Source organism: Pseudoalteromonas peptidolytica (assembly GCF_012641745.1).
Lineage (GTDB): Bacteria > Pseudomonadota > Gammaproteobacteria > Enterobacterales > Alteromonadaceae > Pseudoalteromonas > Pseudoalteromonas peptidolytica.
Genome location: NZ_WEHZ01000010.1, coordinates 1 through 22050 on the forward strand (window position 1 = coordinate 1; position 22050 = coordinate 22050).

The following is a 22050-nucleotide window of genomic DNA, read 5'->3' on the forward strand; positions in this document are numbered from 1 at the left end:
CGATACTGTCGCAACCAACCTTCCTTCGACTCGCCATAGAGCTGGATATCCTGCCAACCTTCAGCACCTGCCATGATGGCGCTAATAACAAGGAAAATGACATCAACTAAGTCGTGCTTTTTGTTAATATCAGAGCGAGTTTCTTCTACAACTGTAAGGTGTTCAATCAGGTTCATTGGTTGCGCCTAGCAATGGGATTGGCGCTATTTGATCATAAATTAGCTAAAAGTGCGATCCCGCCCTGTTTTTCAGCCTGTGTAACAACAGCGTCTTTTGATTCTTCTAATACACACTCAAGGCGACGTAGAAGAGTAAAAGGTAAAATAACGCGACCATATTGAGATTGCTTAAAGTCACCGCGAAGTAAATCAGCTACTGACCAGATAAAAGCAGCGGTTTGAGAGAAATTTGTGTTCGTTGTCATTTTAGTCTTCCAAAAGTAGTTGCCATCTACAGCGCTACTTATCAATGTATTTTGGAATTACGCCCTTATTGAAAGCGGCATAACCCTGTAATTCTTTTATTTGTTACCAATGTACGCCTTGAATTACTGGGCGGATATTGGTTCAGGTGTATTTAGGTAGGGAACATAATTAGGCACAGATGAACTTAATCAAGTTTGGCTCAGCGATACCATTATTTAGTGATGAGTTTGAGATAATTTATATTTCAATGAAACGGTTTATCTATGTCCCTATATCACCCTTTTAAATTCTATTTTTGCTTTCTATTTTAGCCTTATTTCAGCGAAGCACTTGTAGGCGTCTAACGACTACGAAAGTGCTTTCAAAAGCTAGCATTTTTGAGACAATTTGTCAGTAACTTAATGTTAAGAAAGGTGATTTTTATGGGGTTATTTAGCTTCTTGTTTGGTTCTGACGATTCAGTTTCTAATAGTGAGCCAAGTGTAAATGTAGATGGTTCACCAATGTGTGGCAGTGTTGATATCAATGGAAATCCATATGGGGTGACATCTACAGATGATGGTATCGATCATAACTCGTGCTTTGATAATGATTTTTCTAGTTCGGATACCTTTGACACCTTTGACACCTTTGACACCTTTGACACCTTTGATGATTCAAGTTGTGGTGGGTTTGATGATTGGTAGGTAAAGCATAATCTTGATTTATTTTTTGTTTTTTTTATTTGTAAGATGACTTCACCGACGCTTGAGGTATGAGTCATCTGGTGTGCGCCTAAATATATAGCCAGCTCTGACTACTAGGGAAAACACACCAAGGAAAGCCGAGATTCGAGTGCTAGCCACTTTAGACTTCAGCGTGAACGTGACGCTTACAAATGAGAAAATATGATGAATAGCAGCTAATTACCTTAGCATGAACCTTGTTACTGATAGGCCAACTACTATGAGTAACAATGATGACAGATACAATTGAGTTTTTTAAACGCTACACGCGCCAATCACGAAGTCCTTGGGCAGATGTTTCACGCGTGGTTATGATGTTTCAACCTGAGTCGAAACAAGGCATTTACCTGCACTTGGGTGAGTCGGGCATTAACGGTGTTTCTCTCAGTAAAGATTTACAGTCTAGACTACCAAAGGCTTTACAAAGCCAATATATTGAAGCGAGTGATATAGAGGTTATATTACATGTATTTGAGACAGAGATCTCAGAATACTGTAATGATAACGTAAGCACTAAAGCTTTCAAACGAATATTCTTGGTAGATCAGCAAGGGTTCTTTTCTGATGCGTGTAAAGCCGTATGGAAGAAATCATATCAGCAATTTTTGGCTAGTTTGAGGGCGTTCAGAATTCTGTGTCAGCCTAAATTTCAGATAAAAAAATAGCGCCTAAAGGCGCTATTTTTAAAGGATTCTAAATTAGAACGGCATTTTGAAGCCTGGAGGCATTTGCATGCCGCCGGTAACTTCTGACATGCGCTTTTGTGTTTCTTCACCTACACGACGGACAGCGTCGTTTACCGCAGCGGCAAGTAGGTCTTCAATCATGTCTTTGTCGTCTTCCATAAGGCTCTCGTCGATCTCAACGCGACGTACGTTGTGGCTACCAAGCATAGTGACTTTTACCAAGCCTGCACCTGCTTCACCAGTGACTTCTAAGCTTTTGATTTCTTCTTGGGCTTTTTCCATGCGCTCTTGCATTTGCTGCGCTTGTTTCATGATGTTGCCCATTCCGCCTTTAAACATATTCTGCTCTCTTATACTTCAATTTGGTTTACTGTGATAAAAGATAAGGGCTAACGCCCCTAATTACAATGCTTGGACGCTATTTTCATCCAGCATTGCGTCAAATTCTTGAACAAATGCGCTGACGAGTGGATCTTCGCGCATTGCTGTTTTTGCTTGCATCAATCTATGCTCATCAAGCTGCTGCTGCACTAAAAACGGAGTACTGCTTAGTGCTTCTATGTAATTAATTTCCAGCGATACTGGCTTCTCTAACAAAGCACTGAGGCTTTCAGTTAATTTTTCTCTCAAAACTCCAGAGTCTAAGTGCTGTTGACTTGCATCTACTTGCAGTTGCACCTGCTCGCCTTCTTGCGTAAACACGCTGTGAAGTGCATATTGACGAATGCGCCCGCCTAGTTGCATTTTTTCAATCATATTTGCCCAATCATCACTTTGGTATGCAAATTTAATGTCGCTAATTGGGCTGACAAAGTTCTCCGGAGCTGGAATTTCAACTTGTGTCTTTTGCTCATTATCATCATGTTTTACAGGTGATAACTGCTCAAGCAATTCCGGCGCTAGATTTTCTGTGATTGGTCGATGACGCGCCTGGAACGCCTCTTTCTTTGGCTTTTTTATTACCGGACGAGGCTCAACCGTTTGCGCTACCTGTGGCTCGACATGCACATTCTCCATAACCGCAGGCTTTGGCATTTGCATGGGCGCACTCGGCGCCTCAGACTTTTTTACCTCACCATCGGCTCCCACCAATTTACCAGCACCTGAGATGTTGCGATTTTTCAAAATCCTCGCTATAGCAGACTGCGCTTGGCTTTGTTGCTCTGACACCGGGGTACTTGCAGGAGATGTTACTGACTCTACCGTATCATCTGATGATGACAATATCGCTTGTTCGCTTTGTTGTTCATCTGGTGCTGGTGAAAAAGTACTACTTGCAGACTGATACTCTGGTTGTGGCGTTACAACCTGCTCTTGAAAGCCTTGCGCTACGGCCTGTGACATCACGCTATCATATTGGCTTGCTATCTGTGTTTCGTCAGCTTCAGGTTGTGAGCTTGGCCCCACGGGTGCTGATGATATTGGCGCTTGGGGTGTGGCTGGTGGCAAAGTCGGTGCAGGTGCAACTGGTGCAGTACCCTGCTGGCTCTGTGGTGCGCTTGCAACCGAGGTATTTTCAGCCGTTGGCTTTTTTAAAAGTTCACGCAGGTTGCCTACTTTATTTGGCTTTGCCTCTTTCTGCGATGCAGACGGCATGTTGCTCATACTAACGTGACTTTCTTTTTCAAACGCCATGAGGCGTAACATCACCATTTCAAAGCCAAGTTTAGGTTCTGGTGCCCATTTTAGGTCTTTTTTACCATTTAACAGTAATTGGTACAGTAGTTGACCTTGTTGCGGCGCTAGCTGCTCTGCAAATAACTTGATATCGTTATTATCAAAATTTGATAGACGTGCAGCACTAGGCACTAGCTGCGCTAATTGAATAACGTGCAAAAGTGCGATCAAGTCGTCTAGCACACTGACAAAATTACCATTTTGTCGCGCTATTCTTTCTATACCGTCAAGTAATGCTTCGCCATCGTGGCACAACACCGCAGACAGAAGAATAATCGCATGTGCGCTGTCCATTAGACCAAGCATGGACTGTACAGCTGGCAATGTTAAATTACCATTAGTTTGTGCTATACCTTGATCCGTGAGGCTAAGAGCGTCACGCATACTACCGTCAGCGGCTTTTGAGAGCGTTTGTAACGCGCTAAGCTCAAACTCTATCTGCTCCATTGGCAGTATTTTTTGCAGCTGCTCAACAATTTGGTCTTGTGTCATCGCATTGAGGTTAAATTGCAAGCAGCGAGATAAAATCGTTACTGGTAGCTTTTGCGGATCCGTTGTGGCCAGCAAAAACTTTACGTGTTCGGGCGGCTCTTCTAACGTTTTTAGTAGCGCATTAAAACTATGCTTAGATAGCATATGCACTTCATCGATAAGGTAAACTTTAAATCGGCCACGAGTCGGTGCGTACTGTACGTTGTCTAAAATCTCTCTGGTGTCTTCAACTTTGGTTCTAGACGCGGCATCAATCTCGATTAAATCGATAAACTTGCCACTTTCAATCTCAGTACACGCACTACACTGACCACAAGGCGTTGAAGTCACGCCTTGTTCGCAGTTTAAGCTTTTAGCGAAGATCCTAGCAATCGTTGTTTTGCCCACACCTCGTGTTCCTGTGAATAAATAGGCATGGTGTAGACGCTTTTCATTAAGTGCGTTTACTAGAGCTTGCTTTACATGCTCCTGCCCCATTAATTCGTGGAAATTTTGTGGACGCCATTTACGCGCCAGAACCTGATAGCTCATGCTTATTCGCCTTCGAACTCTACTAAAGAGAGAATGTTGATCCCAAGATCTTGGATTTTCTTTTCACCACCAAGCTCTGGTAACGAAATAACAAACGCCGCGTCAGTCGCTTCACCACCTAGACGCTTAACTAATTTTGCGGTTGCTTCAATAGTACCACCTGTTGCTAATAAGTCGTCAACTAATAGTACTTTATCACCCGCTTCAATGGCGTCAGCGTGTAGCTCTAGGATATCTTCGCCATACTCCAGTTGATAAGATTGGCTGATCACCTCGCGTGGCAATTTCCCTGGCTTACGTACTGGAATAAATGGAATGCCAAGCGCATAAGCAAGCGGCGCTCCAAAAATAAAGCCTCGTGACTCGGTACCAATTATCTTAGTAAATCCACCATCTTTATATGCAGCAATGAATGCGTCGATGGTTGCTTTAAATGCAGCTGGCTCTGCTAGCAGTGAAGTAACATCGCGGAACATGATCCCAGGTTTTGGATAGTTTGGAACCGTTGCGATACTATTTTTGATTAATGACATATTCTCTGTCGTCATAATTACTGTGCTTTAAGTTTATTACAAAAGAGCCAGATTATAACAATTTTCTATCAGGTTGAAACCGACTGATTGATTTTACAGGTGAGGATGAGGAAAAAGCGAACAATTTAGCGCCGAAAAGGCGATGATAATGTGATTAATGTTCTAAGTCGCGCGGCCAGGATGAATCATTTACACTCGTATATTAAGCGCCGAGAGTCAAAAAAGGCTGCGAGTGCAGCCTTATGAATTGCGTGATTAAACTACCGCTGTTGCCCAACCAAGAATAGCGTTTAGACAGCCAATTCCAACAAAAACAGCAACAAATGCAATAAAGTATTTTGCATTAAACGGATCTTTAAAGTCACCTTTAGACATAGATACTACCTTTAATTTTATAACTCGCACCACCAGTTAATATAGATGGTATTGACCAGCGCCCTAGTCCGAGTTTAAGCACGACGAAAATCAGGCTGTATAATAGTCGATGTTACGCGTTGCTTAAAGGTTTTTCGTTTTGATAATGCCTAGTTTTGCCAATTCACCAAGGGTATGCAATGCTCCCTGAAATAGCTGCTCTTGACTAAATTGAGGCACTTGCTTGGCTATATCAGTAGTAATTTCATAAAGTTGCGCCCCACCGTTTGATTCAATAACAGATAGCATTAGTGCCGTCATTGGATTTAATGCGATAAACTGTACATCGTCTTCGTCGTCACGATATAGCGCAAAGCTAAAGGTTTGACCCTCTACTTTGTCCGGTTTAAAGGTCTCGCTTATCTGATGTACTGGGTATTGATAATGGGCAATTCGAGTGGTACTTGCTAAATAGAGGTTGGCATGTCGCAGCGCATCGGCATCGAGTGAATATTCATCCTGTGATTCTACTGTTGTGGCAACATCAAGTTCCAACCATTCATAGTGCGCAAGTTCAAGCATAAACTCAGGATCTGTTGCTGTGGGTTCATATTCGCCTTGTAAAAACAGCAGAAATTCTTGACTGATCTCCAGAAAATACGGTGATTTACAATGGTGTTTGACAAAGAACTGCCTGACTAAGGCAAGCCATTGTGTTGCTGGATACAAGCTCTTAAGTACAGGAAACGCACTACTCACAAACCCTTCTATATTATTGAAAAACAGCTCTTGATATATTTTTAAACGACGAGATTCAATACCACTAGGCGCTGGCTGGTTGTCAGGATCGCGAATGTACGCCATAAAAGCTTGCTGTGTTTCGACAAATGACATGTTTATACCTTTTCTTCCACATTGAAATACTTAACTTGAATGGCTGATATTTGCCCTGCCTCAGCCAGTAATTCAGGCATAGGTGGAATATTAAAATCTCGTTCTAACAAAGTAGGAAATACGCCGTGTAGCTCATAGGCTCGATGCAGCAATTGCCATACAGGCGAAGATACTTCAGCACCATGAGTGTCTACCAATAAATCATCAGCTTCCACAAAATGCCCTGCAATATGTCCGTATGTGATGCGCTCGGTTGGCATCGCTGCCAAAAACTGCTCCGCATCATAACCATGATTAATAGAGTTAACGTAAATATTATTTACATCTAAAAGTAAGTCACAATCTGCTTCTTCTAATACCGCCAGCGTAAATTCTAACTCCGACATTTCTTGACCTGGAGCGGCATAGTAAGAAACATTTTCTACCGCGATACGACGCTCAAGTATATCTTGAACTTTTTTGATCCGCTTTGCGGTATGGCGAATAGCCTCCTCGGTAAACGGTATGGGCATAAGGTCATACATGTGACCGTCACCAGAGCAATAACTAAGATGTTCACTGTAGGTATGGATATTATGCTGCTTAAAAAATGTTTTAAGCTGTGATAGAAACTCGGTATCGAGCGGTGCGGGTGACCCCAAAGACAGGGATAAGCCATGGCAAATAAACGTGTGTGCTTGAGTTAGCGCTTGAAATTGCTTGGCTAACTTGCCACCAAATTTTATCCAGTTTTCTGGTGCAACTTCAAAAAAGTCAATTTGCGCGGGAGGGTTGTTTAACACATCCTCAATCATTTCTCGACGTAGGCCAAGTCCTAAATTACCTAGCTTCGCTGCCATTTACTCTCACCTTAGTGATTACTGTTGACGGATATAATACTGAAAAGCTAAAACAATTTCTGTGGTGATGTTTTGCTTAGTCTGAGGTACATCATGGCACAGCTCATCAAAATCCACTGTGCCATAAGGTAGGGTTAAGTGTGTTTTATAACCAGTAATTAGTGGCTACCACCACATTTGCCTTCGCCACACTTACCTTCTTTTTTGCCTTTAGCGTCGCCGCCACATTTACCTTCGCCGCACTTACCTTCTTTTTTGCCTTTAGCGTCGCCGCCGCATTTACCTTCGCCGCATTTACCTTCGCCGCACTTGCCTTCTTTTTTGCCTTTAGCATGACCACCGCATTTACCTTCGCCGCACTTGCCTTCTTTTTTGCCTTTAGCATCGCCGCCACATTTACCTTCGCCGCATTTGCCTTCTTTTTTGCCTTTAGCATCGCCGCCGCATTTACCTTCGCCGCACTTACCTTCTTTTTTGCCTTTAGCATCGCCGCCACATTTGCCTTCGCCGCACTTGCCTTCTTTTTTGCCTTTAGCATCGCCGCCGCATTTACCTTCGCCACACTTACCTTCACCAGCATCTAGTTGATAACCCGAGGTCATTGTTTCAAAGCTAAATGGATTGGCGTTTGCATCAGTAGCAGTAAGACCCGCAGTGCCTGCAACCACAGCGCTTAACGTAAGCGCGATAGAGTTATTTTTAATTGTATTCATACTGTATGCTCTCTCGAAAATAGTTGATTCAATTAGTAGACCAAGCTGGCTAGAGTTTTATTTCGCTATTTTTTAAAAATTTCATGTTTACCGTATCATGCTCGAGTATGCTTGGGATAACTATCCTTTACCGTCGCGGTGTTTGTATTAAATTCACCCTACTCCAGTCTAATAGTAATTAAAAAATTAACAAAGCTCTCCCTACAAATATTACACCTTTATACCAACTTTCTTAATTAAGTGGTCTATTTTGAGGCGAGCAAATCTTGTCGATAACACCGCTTCCGCGTCCTGCTCACGCCGAGGTACCTACGTCCTGTAGGCAAGGCAAAAATTTTGCTATTTAGTTGTTCTAAATAATAAATTTTTAACGCGGGTAGCGTCAGATTTACTCCTTCAAAATGAGTAAGTATTAAGTCAAATTGGTATTAGTCCAACTCCCTGCTATTAATGACTTACGTTGCACGATTAGCTAAAATGGCGCACTTTGAAGGTGTCATCTGCTGCGGCACCGTGTTGCTGTATCTGAGGTTGTTATATGAAGCTTGTTCTTGCGCCAATGGAAGGGGTCGTCGATTTTAAAATGCGTGAACTACTCACTGATATTGGAGGGTTTGATCTCTGCGTCACAGAGTTTATTCGTGTTGTTGACCTCACCTTTCCTCGCCGAGTTTTCGTCAGGTACTGCCCAGAGCTACTCAATGGCGGTTATACGAAGTCTGGAACTCCTGTTAGGATCCAACTTCTAGGGCAAGTCCCACACGCCCTTGCTGCCAATGCAAGAAAAGCTGTAAAGCTCGGCTCTCACGGAGTAGACCTTAACTTTGGCTGTCCTGCAAAAACGGTTAATAAAAGCAGAGGCGGCGCCGTGTTACTAAAAGAACCGGAGCAAATATACCAAATTATTAAAGCGGTGCGAGAAGCGGTACCAACTGAGCATGAGGTGAGCGCCAAGATTAGACTTGGTTTTGATGACGATGCAAACAGCACTGAGATTGTCGATGCAGTTCAACAAGCCGGAGCCTCAAGCCTAGCTATTCATGCGCGAACAAAAAGAGATGGATATAAGCCGCCCGCATATTGGGAAAAAATACCGCCTTTATTATCAAGGTTAACCATTCCTGTTATCGCAAACGGTGAAATTTGGCAAGTTGAGGATGCACTACGTTGCCAGGAGCGCAGCCAATGCCAAGATCTTATGTTGGGTCGCGGAGCATTAGCTACGCCAGATTTAGCAGCTAAAATCAAAGCATACAAAGCAGATAAGCCCTACTCACCGCTTTCATGGGAAAATGTGGTCTATCACATATTGCATTCTTCAATGCACCAAGATGAAAATATGAGTGACAAATACTTTTCGTCTAGAACGAAACAGTGGTTAAGCTATCTAAAGCGTCAGTATAACGGTGCCCATCTTGTGTTTGACGAAATCAAAACACTGAAAAGCAAACAAGATGTCGTTAGAGTGCTTGAGAAATATGCAATATCTCCAGACCTTGATTCAAATCATAACAGCAAAGCTATACCCAAATGATAATGGGGCGTCGGATAGGAGAGCGCCCATGAATGAAAATGTAATAAACTACGAGCAAAGCCTTCAGGCTGAACTTACTGCACTGAGAAATGACTTTTTAGGTGAGTTGAAATCCTCACCCAATGAGTTTACACATAACCTTGCCAACACTTTAGAAGTTAATCCGCCAAATAAGTGGTTAGATATTGTGGTGGAAAAGATTAATCCGGAGCAATTCCCACAATACGATCGGCTGATGAAAGTCGAGGCTGCACTTTGTCAAATGGAGATCGGCCAATTTGGTTACTGTTGCGATTGTGAACAAGCGATTGAGCCTGAGCTGCTAGAGCAAGACCCTGCAACTCAGCGCTGTATAAGTTGTAAAGCTAAGGCTGCAAGAAGTATGGATATGCAGCAAAAATAGTTGCAGGAAAATACACGATATTAGCAATCAATTGTTGTGCTTGTTGTTCATTCAGCGCTAGTCTTGAGTTGAGCACAACAAATGCTTGCTGTTGTGACCACCCTTGGTAGTGCAAGCCCAAATCTACTTCCATTATTGTTAGCAATAACATCTTATGCTGTTTTCTTACTTGTTTACATTTGGCAACCGATGCTGGCAAATTAACAAAGCCGTCTCGCCAGTTCAGCCCAGTTAACTTTTTACAACTATCTGGTAGCAACTCTAAAATGTAAGGGCGATGTAGATTCGGCATCACTGGCGGTACTGTATTTGTATCATGTACAGTAAGCTTAGTTAAGTTAGCCAATACCTTGTTAGGTGAAGTCTTTATGGAACCATAAAAGTTTAGTTTAGATTGATACCACTCTTTACCATTGGGAAGCTGATGTAAACCAAGCATTGCTCTTGGCCTGTAGCTGTTTAAGTAACTAATCAAGTCATCACGTGATTGGAGTGCGATATCAGCAGAAGTCAACTGTTCCAGTAATCCCTGGTGTTCGAGTCGGTTCAGCCTAATATTGCTTTCACTTGCCTCTACCAGCTTTGATTTGACGAATAAAAACCATTTATCAACTACTTCAGTACTCACCTTTTCTTGAATATAAGTTATCACAGGTACATTACCAGGCCAGGGCAAGTAGCGCTCGGGGTAGCGCTGCTGAATTCTTAGATAATCTAATTCAGAATGTATAGCTACATTGGATGAGAGCAATTTATTTGAAAGGATTGAATGCCTACGCTCTAGATACGCTTCAGTAAACGGAAGCTCGTTGATCTTCAAGTCAGACTGTCTATACAGTGCGCTATTTAACGCGCGTAATTCTGAGCTGAACTCTTGCTCATTGAGGGAGAGGTTACTATCTCCACATGCAGTTAACGTGGAAAGTAGGATTGAGGTTAACAAGGCTAAAGAATACTTTTTCATGGCTTAACTTCATATCTGAGAATCAAAAAAGCCCCTTTCGGGGCTTTTTTATTAAAGGCTGATGCCTTTGCGCTGTGCTTTGTCTTTAATGTAGGTTTCCCAACTCTTCGCAAACTTACGAGTACTCGGGTCATCCTGCGCCTTCACGATTGCTGCGTGGGCTTGCTTAAATTTGCCCTGATAGAAGTAAGCTTCTGCAAGATCTGCATATGCACTTCCTTTTTTATCAGTACCAAGTTCAAGCGCCTTATTCAGCCTTACTACCGCAGCACTATATTTTTGTGCTTGATGTAGCAAGCTACCAGCTCGGCGATAAAGATCGGCATCATCATCCATTTTCGCTGCTTCTTCATAGAATTTTGCAGCGTCAGTGATTTCTTTAGCTTGATGATAATAACTTGCAAGTGCTGTTAGGTTCTGCTTTGTACGTTCAATCTTGCCATCTTTGATGGCTTTTTCGAAAGTTTGAGCAGCGCGCCAAGGGTTATCTGTTAAAGAGTATAGACTACCAAGGATTTTGTAGTCATTCTCTTTTGCAAAATAGCCTTTGTCATACGCAACCTTCATTACAGTCATACCTTTACTGTAATCTTCAGTTTGCAAATAAAAACCACCAAGTTGAGTCCACACTTTAGGGTCTTCTGGGAAAACTCTAACCAGTTCTTCACCAACTTTCACAGCATTTTTGAACTGCTTCAGTTCAAAATAAGCCGCTACTTTCATCAGATAGTACTGTTTATTAGGCTCTTCTACACCGGCAATTGCTTTATCAGCAGGAGCAATAACGTTTTTGAATTGCTTCAACTCATAATATGCCTGTGCAATACGGCCATATACTTTTCCATCAGTTTCACCAGTGAAATCCATCCAAGCTTCATAGGCTTTAATACCTTCTGCGTACTTTTCAGTACCCAATAAAAGGTCACCTAATAGCTTCATGATGTCCGCTTGATCTTTAAAATTAAGCGCGTCTGGTGCAATTGCTTGACGAGTATATTTAATGGCCTCGGCGTAATTTTCTTTTTGAGCATACAGCTGGCCCAGGTAGCGGTTAACCGTTGCTTTGTCAAACTCATCAGAAGGGTCTAGCTCACGAAGCATTGCTATTGCTTCATCCACTTTCTCTTCGTTATACAAGTCGAAAGCTTGGGCAACTTTTTTACCTACCCGCTCACCCATGATTTTAGTTTTTGCCGCTTTACGCTTTTCTATTTCTTCATAGTTCGGCGCAGCAGAAACTGATCCTGAGTACGTACCACCAGTCAGTGCGATAAGAAGAGCAAGAGCTGTAAATTTAGGTAAACTTTTCATATCCTGCCTCCTTAGTCTTGGTTCAATGTAAAATCAAGCTGAACAGTGATGCCCGGCTGTTTCTGTGGTTTACCATCAACAACCTTTGGACGGTATTTCCACTTACGAAGCGCACGTTTAGCTTCACGGTCAAATATACGCTTTGGTTCAGCTTCAATAACTTCGATGTCTTCAACACCACCAAGTTCATTGATTGTGAATGATAAGCGTACCCAACCTTCTTTGCCATCACGAGCAGCTTGCGGTGGATATTTAGGCTCAATTCGAACGATAGGTGTTGCATCACCATCGCGACCGAACTCACCTGGTCCAGATAAACCACCTGCTGTACCACCTAGATCAATACTAGGCATATTAAAGCCGATGTTACCACCAGTCGGATCAGCAACGTCAGGCTGAGGCGGCTGCGGCTTAGGCGGCTGTTTAGGCGGTGGCGGCGGCGGAGGCGGGACACGCTTCCGCTGCTGCACCTTCGATTCAGGTGGATTCGACATAATCTCGACTACGATCTGTTCTTTTTGAACATCTGCCCTATCCGCTCCGCCGGAGATAAGATATGACATAAAAAAGAACAAGCCGAGAGTTACTGCCCCACCTGCTAGAAGTGAAAACAGAAGTCGAATCATTACTGATCTCCAGCTATTGAAATCTTCAGGTTGTCGCCAGTCGCTTTGATCTGATCCATAACCTTCACTACTACGCCGTGTTTCGCACCTTTGTCAGCTTGAATAATTATCACGTCTGTAGGTTGCTCGGCCATTAGACTTTCAAGGTTAGCACTTACACGCTCAACATCTACTTGACGCTTATCCATCCAAATCTCGCCGTTTTCACGGATTGCGATGAAGATGTTCGCGTTCTTAGTTTTTTGTGCTTGTGCCGCTTTTGGCTTGTTAACCTCAATACCAGCTTCTTTAACAAAAGAAGTGGTTACGATGAAGAAGATAAGCATGATGAATACGATGTCTAGCATCGGCGTCATATCTACTGCTGCATCTTCCTCTTCACGAAAACGTTGTTTACGTGCCATAGTTCAATCTCTCTCTAGTGATGAGGCAAGCTATCAACTAGCTTTTCTTTAGCCATTTTTGCGCGCGCTTCTAAACGCGTGCTAAAGAAAACACCTGATAGTGCCGCAACCATTCCAGCCATTGTTGGTACCGTAGCCATTGAAATGCCTGAAGCCATTAATCGTGCGTTACCCGTACCTTGAGTAGCCATTGTCTCGAATACTGTGATCATACCTGTCACTGTACCTAAAAGACCGATTAAAGGACACATTGCAACCAATGTTTTGATAATCAACATACGCTCATCTAATTTTTCAGACGCTTCAGAAATCCATGCATCGCGGATTCTGTGTGCGTACCAAGACGTAGTATCTTGGCGGGCGTCCCACTTAGTGACTATTTCCTTGTGTATTTTAGGAAATTCACCTAGTAGGAACCAATAGCGCTCAATCATTAAAACCCACATTAGAAAGAGTGCTATTGCGACCACGTATAATACATCGCCGCCTGTAGCAACAAAATCCCTGATAGATTCCCATATCTCCATCAGGACTAACATTAGGCTTTCTCCTTCTCCGCGTGAGCGGCAACAATACCTGCGCTTTGCTCATCTAGGATGTGTAGAACCGCTTTACTACGACCAGCAACAACAGCGTGAAGTAGAATTAGTGGTAGAGCTGCAATTAGACCTAGTGCTGTAGTTACTAGCGCTAGAGAGATGTTACCAGCCATGATCTTCGGATCACCAGTACCGTATAGCGTGATTGATTCGAACGTCATGATCATACCAACAACCGTACCTAGTAGACCTAGTAGTGGCGCGATAGCCGCTAGGATCTTGATGATATTTACACCCATCTCAATACGTGGAGTTTCACGTAAGATAGCTTCGTCAAGTTTAAGCTCTAGGTTTTCAACGTCTTGGTCTTTATTATCGTGGTAAACTTTCAAGATACGGCCAAGTGGGTTGTTTGTGTTCGGGTTATTCGCGTTTTTAATTTGCGCTTTGATTTTGCCGCTCACGATGAATAGGTCAAGCATACGGATAACCGCAATCAACGCACCTAAGATAAGTAGTGCAGTGATAATATAACCAACCGTGTCGCCTTGGTGCCAACGCTCTTCCATTGTTGCACGCTGAGTATTAAGTTGTAATAGTGAACCACGAGTTGGGTCAACTGCAAACTTAACGTATTGATCAGCAGATGCACCGATAAGGCTCGCAACACCGCCTAACTCACCACCTGGCTGCTTACCTAGTGGCACGATTTGCTTGTTCTCCGCATCATAGATAACATAACCGTCTTTTGTAACAAGGTTGAAGTTACCTACACGCGTTACTTCTTTAACGTTAATGTCACCACTTAGCTCTGCAACTTCAGCTTCAAATTTTGAAACTTTTGCAGACTCAGTCATTTCAGTCTGGAAAGCAATCCAAAGGTCTTCAAGTTCACGAGTAGTAGGAAGTTCTTTCGCTTCCGCTAGTGAACGAAGTACTTCAGCACGCCCAGGCTTTTCAGCACTTACAAGTGATGCTTCAATTGAGCCAATAGCATCAGCTGCTGAACGACGAACAACACCAAACATCTCACCTAGAGTACCTTTAGCGTTTTCTAGTTCAACTTCTTTTTCCGCAAGTGTGATTTCGTTTTGCTTAAACTGCTCGTTTAAACGATCGCCACGCGCTTTTTCAGCGGCTAAGTCACGTTTTGCTTTGTTCAATAAAGCTTGCTTGTCAGCACGGTCGTTTAAGAACTCTTGCTCACGTTGCTTGTTGATTTTACCTTCAGAAATACGGTTTTGCTTAACCTGCTCTAAAATTTTGTCTAAGGCTTCAGTGTTCGCATGTGCATTTAGCGCGGCACCAGCAGAAACTGTTAACGCTGCAGCAACTGCAAAACCTTTAAATAGTTTCTTCATCATTAATTACTCCGCGCCAAAGATAGGTAGATCGATAAGTTCAGGAGCCGCTTGCTTACGAGCGATACGGATCATGCTCTTAACTGGCTTAAGATATTCTTCGCCAAGTTGTTCCCACTGCTTAGTACTGTTATTCCAAACCCAAGCGTGTTTTTGGTCAAACGACTGAGCAACGTATGCAATACGGCCAAGACGTGCGAAGTCAACATTGATGTTTTTACCGTTTTGTTCAAGTGAACCCTGGCTTGACACGATAGTTGTACTGTAGTCAGTTTCAATAGTATAAGCTTCAAGCACCTGACGGAACTTTTCAGAAGTCGTTACAGAAGAGTTCGTCATAATGCTACGAAGTCTCTCAACACGCTCTAGACGTGATTCTTGATTAAACGGAACGTCCGCTTTGATGAATTGCTCAAGCGTATCGATCATGCGATACATCAAAGGCACAACGTCCTGTTTTGTCTTATCAATAGTACCAATTTGACGCTCAAGAGACTCAATACCAGCATTCTGGTCTGCTACAAGGCGTGCAACGTGGTCGTTGTACACTTTTAGCAGTTCTGTTTCGTCGATAAGACCACGGTATTCAGCGATCATTTCTTGAGACTGACCATATAGGTTATCAATCTTTTCTTGAGACTTTTTAGCAGCCGTTTGAGTTTGTTGACCTACTTTTTGTATGTCATTCAAAGGATCTGCAATCACATTGCTGCTTGCAAAAGCTGTCGCGCCTAAAAGCGCCGTAGCTACAAGGCTCTTTCTGATTTTAACAGACATAGTTCCCAACCAATTAAGTAATGTTACTTTTATAATTTTTGCGCTCTTAATACGTAGTAAGAGCAACCCTGACATCATTTGACAGATATCAACCGTTCAATAATGCTAAATGCAACACGATGTGTCAACTTCGCTGTGAAAACATTTTTTGTCAATAAATAAGTAATAATTATATAGAAAACAAAAAATTAACATCAAAAACACAGCAAAAGATACAGAACTCTCGTAAAACCAACCTTTTGCATACGCTATTTACAATACTTTACATCAGATTTATTCCAATAAGCTGAATAGATATTCCACATAAATATAATGAATAAACATAAAAAACAGCAAGATAAACAAAGTATGTCATTGTATTATGCGAAAATTATTTCATCGTCTGCAAATTAGCGCAAAATTTGTTTATCTATCCCAAATCTCTTGATCTATTTTTTCCTGTAAAATTCGTACGAATTCAGCGACGTGTAGACCATCCATTAACGCATGGTGTACCTCGATACAAAATGGCATGGTTCCATCTGCTTTGTTGTATTTTCCGAAAACAAATTTAGGAATGCCAAAGTCATCTCTACTGTGCCTTGCATGATTGAAACTAGAAAATGACAACCAGGGTAGAATTGACACATGGACACAATTTGGGGATAGACTTTCTGATAAAAACTGCTCACTAAGTAACGGCCCATCCAGTTGTTCAGCTTTACAGTGAAGATTCATACTAATGAAGCGCTTAAAGTCACGCTCAGGTGCCAACCTTACAAACCTAAAAGTTTCATCATCACGCAGAAATACACTGCTAATTTCCACTTCATCGTACTCAACAACATCACTTGACTCAATACGATAACGGATTGGGGCGTATTGCTGTAATGCCAGTTGTAGAGCATACAAGCATGTTAGTGAGAAAGGCGTTTCAGTTCGCTTACTCAGCTCATATAAGCGCCGCATTTGCAAAGTAACAGTCACAGAGAAAAACGGCTGTTCAAACTCATTGAAAAAAGCGTAGTGTTCTTTACGGGGCCAAGCTTCTAGAGAAATTTTCTTTTTCATACAAAAAAAGGGGCTTGCGCCCCTCTCTAAATCAGTTAAACGGCTCCACTATTATAGCCCGTTTTTAATGATCTCTTGTGCTAATTTGTCTGCAATTATATGCGTAGAAATTTGCTCTTGTTCAGATCGCTTGAAGATTTCTGTCAGCGTATCGTAAATACCTTCAACATGCTTAGTTGCTGCCGCTTCATCATAACCTTCAGGTTTCGTTTCATAATAAACGTTAATGATACCGCCAGCATTTATCACATAATCAGGGGCATACAAAACGCCCTTTTCGCGAATAATTTCACCATGGCGCGATTCAGCCAGCTGATTATTTGCACATCCAGCAATAATCTTCGCTTTTAAGCGAGGGATAGTGTCGTCATTAATGGTTGCACCTAACGCACACGGCGCATAAACATCAACGTCTAAGTCATAAATTCCATCGATACTGACAGCTGTTGCGTTAAAATCATTAACAACACGCTGTACTGACTCTTGGTTAATGTCGGTAACAAAAAGCTCTGCGCCTGCTTCGTGAAGGTATTTGCATAATGTGTATGCCACAGCGCCTAAACCTTGTACAGCAACTTTAACTCCAGCGAGATCTTCGTGACCATGCTTATGTTGATATGCCGCTTTGATGCCAAGGAAAGTACCTAATGCGGTAAAAGGAGATGGGTTACCGCTTTTGCCCTCTAGCCCCATCACATAATTTGTTTCTTTATGCATGGTCATTACATCACCAGTTGTGATGTTTACATCTTCGGCTGAGTAATAGCTGCCACCTAAACGTTCTAGATGTCTTCCGAATGCACGAAATAACGCTTCTGATTTTATTGTTTTCGCGTCACCAATGATCACCGATTTACCTCCACCAAAAGGCAGTCGTGCAACGGCATTTTTATATGTCATCCCTTTTGATAGACGTAAAACATCATACACAGCATCTTCATCTGACGCATAGTTCCATAATCGGCAGCCACCTACCGCTGGCCCCAACGTAGTATTGTGAACAGCAATGATAGCTTTTAAGCCAGACGCTTCGTCCGAGCAAAACACGACTTGCTCATGATTATCAAATTCAACTTGGTTAAATACAGCCACTTTCTTTTTCTCCAAAATTATCAATCCCACTTGGGCATGCTGTTTGATGTTAGGTAATATTACGACTCATCAAACGCAAATAGCGCTGAAATTGGCTAGACTCTATCACTAACTTTAGCACCATTCCACAAATTGAGATGATATAAACCCATTTGCACTCAAATACAAATATAAAATCCAACAAATTATAAAATGAAGGCAAATATATCCTAAAAAACAGCCTTTAATCAGAATTTAATCTAAGTTATTTGAATTTCCCGAAGTTACTGTTTACGTAAACGGAAAGCACTTTGATAATGTAAACTATCACATACAGAAAAAGGGAGGCATATGCCTCCCTTTTCTCTGTTACGATGCCTTAACTAAGCTTACTATCTAGCTCTTCAATTTTGGCTTTCCAAATAGCAGGGCCCTGAGTGTGGGCATTTTCACCGTTGCTGTCGACAGCAACGGTTACTGGCATGTCTTCTACTTCAAACTCGTAGATAGCTTCCATACCTAAGTCTTCAAATGCTACAACGCGTGACTTCTTAATCGCTTTTGCCACTAAATATGCAGCACCGCCAACAGCCATTAGATAGACGGATTTATTTTGTTTGATCGACTCAACCGTCGCAGGCCCACGCTCAGCCTTACCAATCATACCGATAAGTCCCGTCTTCTCTAACATTAAGTCAGTAAACTTATCCATACGTGTAGATGTGGTAGGACCTGCAGGGCCTACAACTTCGTCGCCAACAGCGTCCACAGGACCTACGTAGTAAATAAACTTATTAGTAAAGTCGACGCCTTCTGGTAACCCTTCACCTGAGTTGATCATTTCTTGGAGGCGCTTGTGAGCAGCATCACGACCAGTGAGAATTTTACCCGAAAGTAATACTGTTTCACCCATCTTCCACTCTTGGATATCGTCTTTAGTCAGTGTGTCTAAGTTAACACGTCGAGTATCTTCACCGACTTCCCAAGTTACTTCTGGCCAATCTTCAAGTTTTGGCGCTTTCAAGTCGGCAGGGCCTGAACCATCAAGAGTAAAATGCACGTGACGAGTAGCTGCACAGTTAGGGATCATAACAACTGGCTTAGATGCAGCGTGGGTTGGTGCAGTTTTAATTTTGACATCAACAACCGTTGTTAAGCCACCAAGACCTTGTGCACCAATACCTAACTTATTAGAACGCTCAAAAATTTCTAGACGTAGCTTTTCTTCCGCTGTTTCAGCGCCACGTTCCATTAGTTCATGGATATCGACCGGATCCATTAATGATTCTTTCGCAAGTACCGCTGCTTTTTCCGCAGTACCACCGATACCTATACCCAACATCCCCGGTGGACACCAGCCAGCGCCCATGGCAGGTAACGTTTTCTCTACCCACTCGGCTACATCATCAGATGGGTTTAACATCACCATTTTAGTTTTATTTTCTGAGCCACCGCCTTTGGCAGCGATCATCACTTCAACTTCTGCACCTGGTACCATATCAATATGAACAACAGATGGCGTGTTGTCTTTGGTGTTTTTACGACTACCAGCAGGATCAGCGACAATTGATGCACGCAGCGGGTTGTCTGGATTGGTGTATGCGCGTCGTGTACCTTCATCTACCATCTGTTGAACAGTTAAGTCCGTTTTGTCCCACTTAACATCCATACCTACTTTAACAAAGCAAGTAACGATACCGGTATCTTGGCACAACGGACGTTTACCTTCAGCTGACATCCGTGAGTTGATAAGAATTTGTGCAATCGCATCTTTTGCAGCCTTACTTTGTTCTTTTTCGTAGGCCTTCTCTAACGCTTGGACAAAATCAAGTGGGTGATAAAATGAGATATATTGAAGCGCATCTTCAATGCTATCAATAAAGTCTTGCTGACGGATTGTGCTCATGACGGTTCCTCAATTTTCGACGGTATGGTTCAGGATTGAAACGCTACGCTGGCAATTGTTGTTATTCAGCGTCAGAAAGTCAATTTCAATACCTTGAACTATGGAATAGCAAGCAACTATGATAACCTCCTCGCCCGTTTGGGGCTAGCTTTGCAGGTCAAGTAAATGATAAATGAGCAAATAAACTGTGTTAAATTAGACATTCAACTGAGTGCCGTTGAACTTTTTGAATACTTTGCAAACGAAACGCAAGCGATCCTGTTAGATTCGTGTGATTCTGAACATATCAACAGCCGCTACCACATTATCGCTTTTGAACCTTTGCATACACTTGAAGCGCGGGACGGTGCCATTTATTTAGACGGTAAAATAATGGATCAATCTGCTTTTACCATCATGAAAAGTAAACTGGCATTAATGAATCAAAGTCAAGCTAGCCATGGTTTACCATTTACTGGGGGATGGCTTGGCTATTTTGGTTACGACTTTGGCCGCTACATTGAACAAATTCCCAGTACAGCCGACCAAGATATTTCGCTTCCTGATACGCATATCGGGCTGTACCCTGACGCACTTATTTTTGATAAAACCGCTAATGCGTGGTTCTACGTCTCTCAACCAAAAACCGATAGACTAGCAAATTACTTGAGCCGTATAGAAGCGCCCTCGTGCTACAACGCATTTACTCTCACATCAACGTGGCGTTCAAACATGTCTCAAACACAGTACGAGGACAAGTTTAACAAGATTCAAGCATATTTACTCAGTGGGGACTGCTACCAAATCAATCTCGCACAGCGTTTCAGCGCAACATATGATGGTGCTCCTTGGCTTGCCTATAAAAAACTTAGAAATAGTAATCGTGCACCCTTTTCAGCGTTTTACACACTTGGAAATAGCGCAGTGCTATCTGTATCTCCTGAGCGTTTCATCCAAGTAAAAAATAATGTTGTTGAGACTAAACCAATTAAAGGAACCCTGCCTCGTTTGCCCGATGAGCAAGCCGACCTTGTGCAAGCAAAAGCACTTCGCAACAGCACCAAAGATCGCGCTGAAAATGTCATGATTGTTGATTTGCTTAGAAATGATTTAGGTAAAGTAGCTAAACCAGGCTCAGTCACAGTACCTGCTCTTTTTGATATTGAGAGCTTTCCTGCGGTTCACCACTTAGTCAGCACAATCACTTCCGAATTGGCCGAAGGCAAATGCGCGGTGGATCAATTAGAGGCCGCATTCCCTGGCGGTTCAATTACTGGCGCCCCCAAAATAAGAGCAATGGAGATAATCGAAGAGCTTGAGCCGCATAGACGTAGCGTTTATTGTGGGTCGATAGGATACCTAAGTGCATGTGGAAATATGGATACATCCATCACTATTCGTACATTAGTTTGTCATCAAAATAAAATTTATTGTTGGGCAGGTGGTGGTATAGTAAAGGACTCTCAAGCCCAGCTTGAGTACGAGGAAACGTATCATAAAGTAAACAAGATTTTACCAGTATTAAATGAAAACTGATCAAGTAATCTCGCAATTTTTACTGGCGTCATCAGCTGCGCCAGTGCAGCAAACAAAAGGCGCTGTGCATACGACTATAAATCAAGCTGCACGGAAAAATACTGTGCACAGTGCAGTATTACTTCCTATCGTAAGCGTCCATGACCGCGCACACCTACTCTTTTGTAAACGCAGTAATATTCTAAACAGTCATCCAAGTCAGATCTGCTTCCCAGGTGGTAAAGTCGAACAACAAGACGCCAATATTATTAATACAGCGCTTAGGGAAACCGAAGAAGAAATTGGCTTGTCTATCACAGAATCTCAAGTTTTAGGTACGCTGCCCTTATTGAGCACGTTGACAGGCTATCAAATCACTCCCGTCGTAGCTAAGGTACATCAGCATGCCAAATGGCTAGGACAAAGTGCTGAAGTCCAGCATACTTTTGTGCTTTCTTTGAAACAGCTCAAGGCACAAAAAAATTGGCAGACCTTCAATTTTATCCATAAAGGAGAGTCAGTCTCTCTTGAAGGGTTTATGACGCCTCATGGTTTACTATGGGGCGCGACAGCTAAAATCGTAAAACAGTTTATCCAGCTAGTGTAGCCATAAGTGATTAGACTCATTGTTTTGAGATCTTTTATGTAGTTTCGCGCTCGCTCTCCCTTTTTTGACGTTTGTGGTCCATAAAAATAGCCTTACCCCATCAGTTTTGCCGAATTTGGGTTACTTCCCTCTAC

Annotated in this window: 23 protein-coding genes and 1 pseudogene; 6 read left to right on the forward strand and 18 right to left on the reverse strand. The window is 42.5% G+C overall.

The features are described from left to right. Both F9Y84_RS08280 and F9Y84_RS08285 read right to left on the reverse strand, forming a co-directional pair. A partial coding sequence (locus F9Y84_RS08280; protein ID WP_168756750.1) for a transposase family protein occupies positions 1-176 on the reverse strand: 176 nt, incomplete at its 3' end. A 68-nt stretch (positions 177-244) separates the two neighbouring features. Beyond that, positions 245-424: pseudogene (locus F9Y84_RS08285) on the reverse strand (type I restriction-modification system subunit M N-terminal domain-containing protein); the annotation flags it as partial. A 423-nt stretch (positions 425-847) separates the two neighbouring features. Between F9Y84_RS08285 and F9Y84_RS08290 the strand changes: the two are divergent. Both F9Y84_RS08290 and F9Y84_RS08295 read left to right on the forward strand, forming a co-directional pair. Next, positions 848-1111, forward strand: coding sequence for a hypothetical protein (locus F9Y84_RS08290; RefSeq protein WP_147391272.1), 264 nt, complete (start codon positions 848-850; stop codon positions 1109-1111). A gap of 269 nt (positions 1112-1380) precedes the next feature. Beyond that, positions 1381-1815 carry a hypothetical protein gene (locus F9Y84_RS08295; RefSeq protein ID WP_147391271.1) on the forward strand — a complete coding sequence of 145 codons (435 nt, stop codon included), beginning with the start codon at positions 1381-1383 and terminating at the stop codon, positions 1813-1815. A 33-nt stretch (positions 1816-1848) separates the two neighbouring features. Here F9Y84_RS08295 and F9Y84_RS08300 read toward each other — a convergent pair whose 3' ends face one another. The 6 genes from F9Y84_RS08300 to F9Y84_RS08325 form a co-directional block, all read right to left on the reverse strand. Beyond that, the gene (locus F9Y84_RS08300; protein WP_010368987.1) at positions 1849-2175 is read right to left on the reverse strand and encodes a YbaB/EbfC family nucleoid-associated protein; all 327 of its coding nucleotides are present in this window, start codon (positions 2173-2175) and stop codon (positions 1849-1851) included. A 63-nt stretch (positions 2176-2238) separates the two neighbouring features. Then, the gene (gene dnaX, locus F9Y84_RS08305; protein ID WP_147391270.1) at positions 2239-4536 is read right to left on the reverse strand and encodes a DNA polymerase III subunit gamma/tau; all 2298 of its coding nucleotides are present in this window, start codon (positions 4534-4536) and stop codon (positions 2239-2241) included. 2 nt (positions 4537-4538) lie between these two features. Next, positions 4539-5084 (reverse strand): adenine phosphoribosyltransferase, encoded by a 546-nt coding sequence (gene apt / locus F9Y84_RS08310; protein WP_128730500.1) that lies wholly within the window; start codon positions 5082-5084, stop codon positions 4539-4541. Positions 5085-5567: 483 nt separating this feature from the next. Further along, entirely contained in the window at positions 5568-6317 is a 750-nt protein-coding gene (locus tag F9Y84_RS08315; protein ID WP_147391269.1) for an HvfC family RiPP maturation protein, read from the reverse strand. A 2-nt stretch (positions 6318-6319) separates the two neighbouring features. Continuing rightward, positions 6320-7156, reverse strand: a complete 837-nt coding sequence (locus F9Y84_RS08320; RefSeq protein ID WP_125252446.1) for an HvfB family MNIO-type RiPP peptide maturase — start codon at positions 7154-7156, stop codon at positions 6320-6322. Between the two features lie 158 nt (positions 7157-7314). Further along, entirely contained in the window at positions 7315-7869 is a 555-nt protein-coding gene (locus tag F9Y84_RS08325; protein WP_168756751.1) for an HvfA family oxazolone/thioamide-modified RiPP metallophore, read from the reverse strand. 538 nt (positions 7870-8407) lie between these two features. Between F9Y84_RS08325 and F9Y84_RS08330 the strand changes: the two genes are divergently transcribed. Then, entirely contained in the window at positions 8408-9403 is a 996-nt protein-coding gene (locus tag F9Y84_RS08330; protein WP_125252444.1) for a tRNA-dihydrouridine synthase, read from the forward strand. Positions 9404-9431: 28 nt separating this feature from the next. After that, positions 9432-9806 carry a TraR/DksA family transcriptional regulator gene (locus F9Y84_RS08335; RefSeq protein ID WP_147390193.1) on the forward strand — a complete coding sequence of 125 codons (375 nt, stop codon included), beginning with the start codon at positions 9432-9434 and terminating at the stop codon, positions 9804-9806. On the opposite strand, the gene F9Y84_RS08340 is transcribed toward F9Y84_RS08335, so the two are convergent. The 10 genes from F9Y84_RS08340 to F9Y84_RS08385 all read right to left on the reverse strand — a co-directional run bounded on the left by F9Y84_RS08340 (position 9769) and on the right by F9Y84_RS08385 (position 19815). Continuing rightward, a complete protein-coding gene (locus F9Y84_RS08340) occupies positions 9769-10770 on the reverse strand; it encodes a hypothetical protein (RefSeq protein ID WP_225740693.1) in 1002 nt (333 codons plus the stop codon). The two genes, F9Y84_RS08335 and F9Y84_RS08340, sit on opposite strands and share 38 nt — an antisense overlap. A 51-nt stretch (positions 10771-10821) precedes the next feature. Further along, a complete protein-coding gene (locus F9Y84_RS08345) occupies positions 10822-12081 on the reverse strand; it encodes a tetratricopeptide repeat protein (protein WP_147390192.1) in 1260 nt (419 codons plus the stop codon). A gap of 11 nt (positions 12082-12092) precedes the next feature. Next, positions 12093-12707 (reverse strand): energy transducer TonB, encoded by a 615-nt coding sequence (locus F9Y84_RS08350; RefSeq protein WP_125252441.1) that lies wholly within the window; start codon positions 12705-12707, stop codon positions 12093-12095. Then, positions 12707-13111, reverse strand: a complete 405-nt coding sequence (locus F9Y84_RS08355; RefSeq protein ID WP_010606404.1) for an ExbD/TolR family protein — start codon at positions 13109-13111, stop codon at positions 12707-12709. Before F9Y84_RS08355 ends, F9Y84_RS08350 begins: the two co-directional genes overlap by 1 nt. A gap of 14 nt (positions 13112-13125) precedes the next feature. Continuing rightward, positions 13126-13650 (reverse strand): MotA/TolQ/ExbB proton channel family protein, encoded by a 525-nt coding sequence (locus F9Y84_RS08360; RefSeq protein ID WP_125252440.1) that lies wholly within the window; start codon positions 13648-13650, stop codon positions 13126-13128. Beyond that, positions 13650-15011, reverse strand: coding sequence for a MotA/TolQ/ExbB proton channel family protein (locus tag F9Y84_RS08365; RefSeq protein WP_128730527.1), 1362 nt, complete (start codon positions 15009-15011; stop codon positions 13650-13652). The genes F9Y84_RS08360 and F9Y84_RS08365 overlap by 1 nt, the downstream gene beginning before the upstream one ends. A gap of 6 nt (positions 15012-15017) precedes the next feature. Beyond that, positions 15018-15788 (reverse strand): DUF3450 domain-containing protein, encoded by a 771-nt coding sequence (locus tag F9Y84_RS08370; RefSeq protein ID WP_125252439.1) that lies wholly within the window; start codon positions 15786-15788, stop codon positions 15018-15020. Positions 15789-16193: 405 nt separating this feature from the next. After that, positions 16194-16838 (reverse strand): CatA-like O-acetyltransferase, encoded by a 645-nt coding sequence (locus tag F9Y84_RS08375; protein WP_128730505.1) that lies wholly within the window; start codon positions 16836-16838, stop codon positions 16194-16196. Positions 16839-16889: 51 nt separating this feature from the next. Further along, a complete protein-coding gene (locus F9Y84_RS08380; protein ID WP_147390191.1) occupies positions 16890-17930 on the reverse strand; it encodes a Leu/Phe/Val dehydrogenase in 1041 nt (346 codons plus the stop codon). 358 nt (positions 17931-18288) lie between these two features. After that, positions 18289-19815 (reverse strand): fumarate hydratase, encoded by a 1527-nt coding sequence (locus F9Y84_RS08385; RefSeq protein WP_147390190.1) that lies wholly within the window; start codon positions 19813-19815, stop codon positions 18289-18291. Positions 19816-19980: 165 nt separating this feature from the next. Between F9Y84_RS08385 and pabB the strand changes: the two genes are divergently transcribed. Both pabB and F9Y84_RS08395 read left to right on the forward strand, forming a co-directional pair. After that, positions 19981-21330 (forward strand): aminodeoxychorismate synthase component I, encoded by a 1350-nt coding sequence (pabB, locus tag F9Y84_RS08390; RefSeq protein WP_147390189.1) that lies wholly within the window; start codon positions 19981-19983, stop codon positions 21328-21330. Continuing rightward, positions 21320-21916 (forward strand): NUDIX hydrolase, encoded by a 597-nt coding sequence (locus F9Y84_RS08395; protein WP_147390188.1) that lies wholly within the window; start codon positions 21320-21322, stop codon positions 21914-21916. Before pabB ends, F9Y84_RS08395 begins: the two co-directional genes overlap by 11 nt. The last annotated feature ends 134 nt before the right edge of the window (positions 21917-22050 follow it).

What these genes read in the sequence shown, in the direction of transcription:
- F9Y84_RS08290 (WP_147391272.1), top strand. Translation starts at nt 848, where the DNA reads ATGGGGTTATTTAGCTTCTTGTTTGGTTCTGACGATTCAGTTTCTAAT.
- F9Y84_RS08295 (WP_147391271.1), top strand. Translation starts at nt 1,381, where the DNA reads ATGATGACAGATACAATTGAGTTTTTTAAACGCTACACGCGCCAATCA.
- F9Y84_RS08300 (WP_010368987.1), bottom strand. Translation starts at nt 2,175, where the DNA reads ATGTTTAAAGGCGGAATGGGCAACATCATGAAACAAGCGCAGCAAATG.
- dnaX (WP_147391270.1), bottom strand. Translation starts at nt 4,536, where the DNA reads ATGAGCTATCAGGTTCTGGCGCGTAAATGGCGTCCACAAAATTTCCAC.
- apt (WP_128730500.1), bottom strand. Translation starts at nt 5,084, where the DNA reads ATGACGACAGAGAATATGTCATTAATCAAAAATAGTATCGCAACGGTT.
- F9Y84_RS08315 (WP_147391269.1), bottom strand. Translation starts at nt 6,317, where the DNA reads ATGTCATTTGTCGAAACACAGCAAGCTTTTATGGCGTACATTCGCGAT.
- F9Y84_RS08320 (WP_125252446.1), bottom strand. Translation starts at nt 7,156, where the DNA reads ATGGCAGCGAAGCTAGGTAATTTAGGACTTGGCCTACGTCGAGAAATG.
- F9Y84_RS08325 (WP_168756751.1), bottom strand. Translation starts at nt 7,869, where the DNA reads ATGAATACAATTAAAAATAACTCTATCGCGCTTACGTTAAGCGCTGTG.
- F9Y84_RS08330 (WP_125252444.1), top strand. Translation starts at nt 8,408, where the DNA reads ATGAAGCTTGTTCTTGCGCCAATGGAAGGGGTCGTCGATTTTAAAATG.
- F9Y84_RS08335 (WP_147390193.1), top strand. Translation starts at nt 9,432, where the DNA reads ATGAATGAAAATGTAATAAACTACGAGCAAAGCCTTCAGGCTGAACTT.
- F9Y84_RS08340 (WP_225740693.1), bottom strand. Translation starts at nt 10,770, where the DNA reads ATGAAAAAGTATTCTTTAGCCTTGTTAACCTCAATCCTACTTTCCACG.
- F9Y84_RS08345 (WP_147390192.1), bottom strand. Translation starts at nt 12,081, where the DNA reads ATGAAAAGTTTACCTAAATTTACAGCTCTTGCTCTTCTTATCGCACTG.
- F9Y84_RS08350 (WP_125252441.1), bottom strand. Translation starts at nt 12,707, where the DNA reads ATGATTCGACTTCTGTTTTCACTTCTAGCAGGTGGGGCAGTAACTCTC.
- F9Y84_RS08355 (WP_010606404.1), bottom strand. Translation starts at nt 13,111, where the DNA reads ATGGCACGTAAACAACGTTTTCGTGAAGAGGAAGATGCAGCAGTAGAT.
- F9Y84_RS08360 (WP_125252440.1), bottom strand. Translation starts at nt 13,650, where the DNA reads ATGTTAGTCCTGATGGAGATATGGGAATCTATCAGGGATTTTGTTGCT.
- F9Y84_RS08365 (WP_128730527.1), bottom strand. Translation starts at nt 15,011, where the DNA reads ATGAAGAAACTATTTAAAGGTTTTGCAGTTGCTGCAGCGTTAACAGTT.
- F9Y84_RS08370 (WP_125252439.1), bottom strand. Translation starts at nt 15,788, where the DNA reads ATGTCTGTTAAAATCAGAAAGAGCCTTGTAGCTACGGCGCTTTTAGGC.
- F9Y84_RS08375 (WP_128730505.1), bottom strand. Translation starts at nt 16,838, where the DNA reads ATGAAAAAGAAAATTTCTCTAGAAGCTTGGCCCCGTAAAGAACACTAC.
- F9Y84_RS08385 (WP_147390190.1), bottom strand. Translation starts at nt 19,815, where the DNA reads ATGAGCACAATCCGTCAGCAAGACTTTATTGATAGCATTGAAGATGCG.
- pabB (WP_147390189.1), top strand. Translation starts at nt 19,981, where the DNA reads ATGATAAATGAGCAAATAAACTGTGTTAAATTAGACATTCAACTGAGT.
- F9Y84_RS08395 (WP_147390188.1), top strand. Translation starts at nt 21,320, where the DNA reads ATGAAAACTGATCAAGTAATCTCGCAATTTTTACTGGCGTCATCAGCT.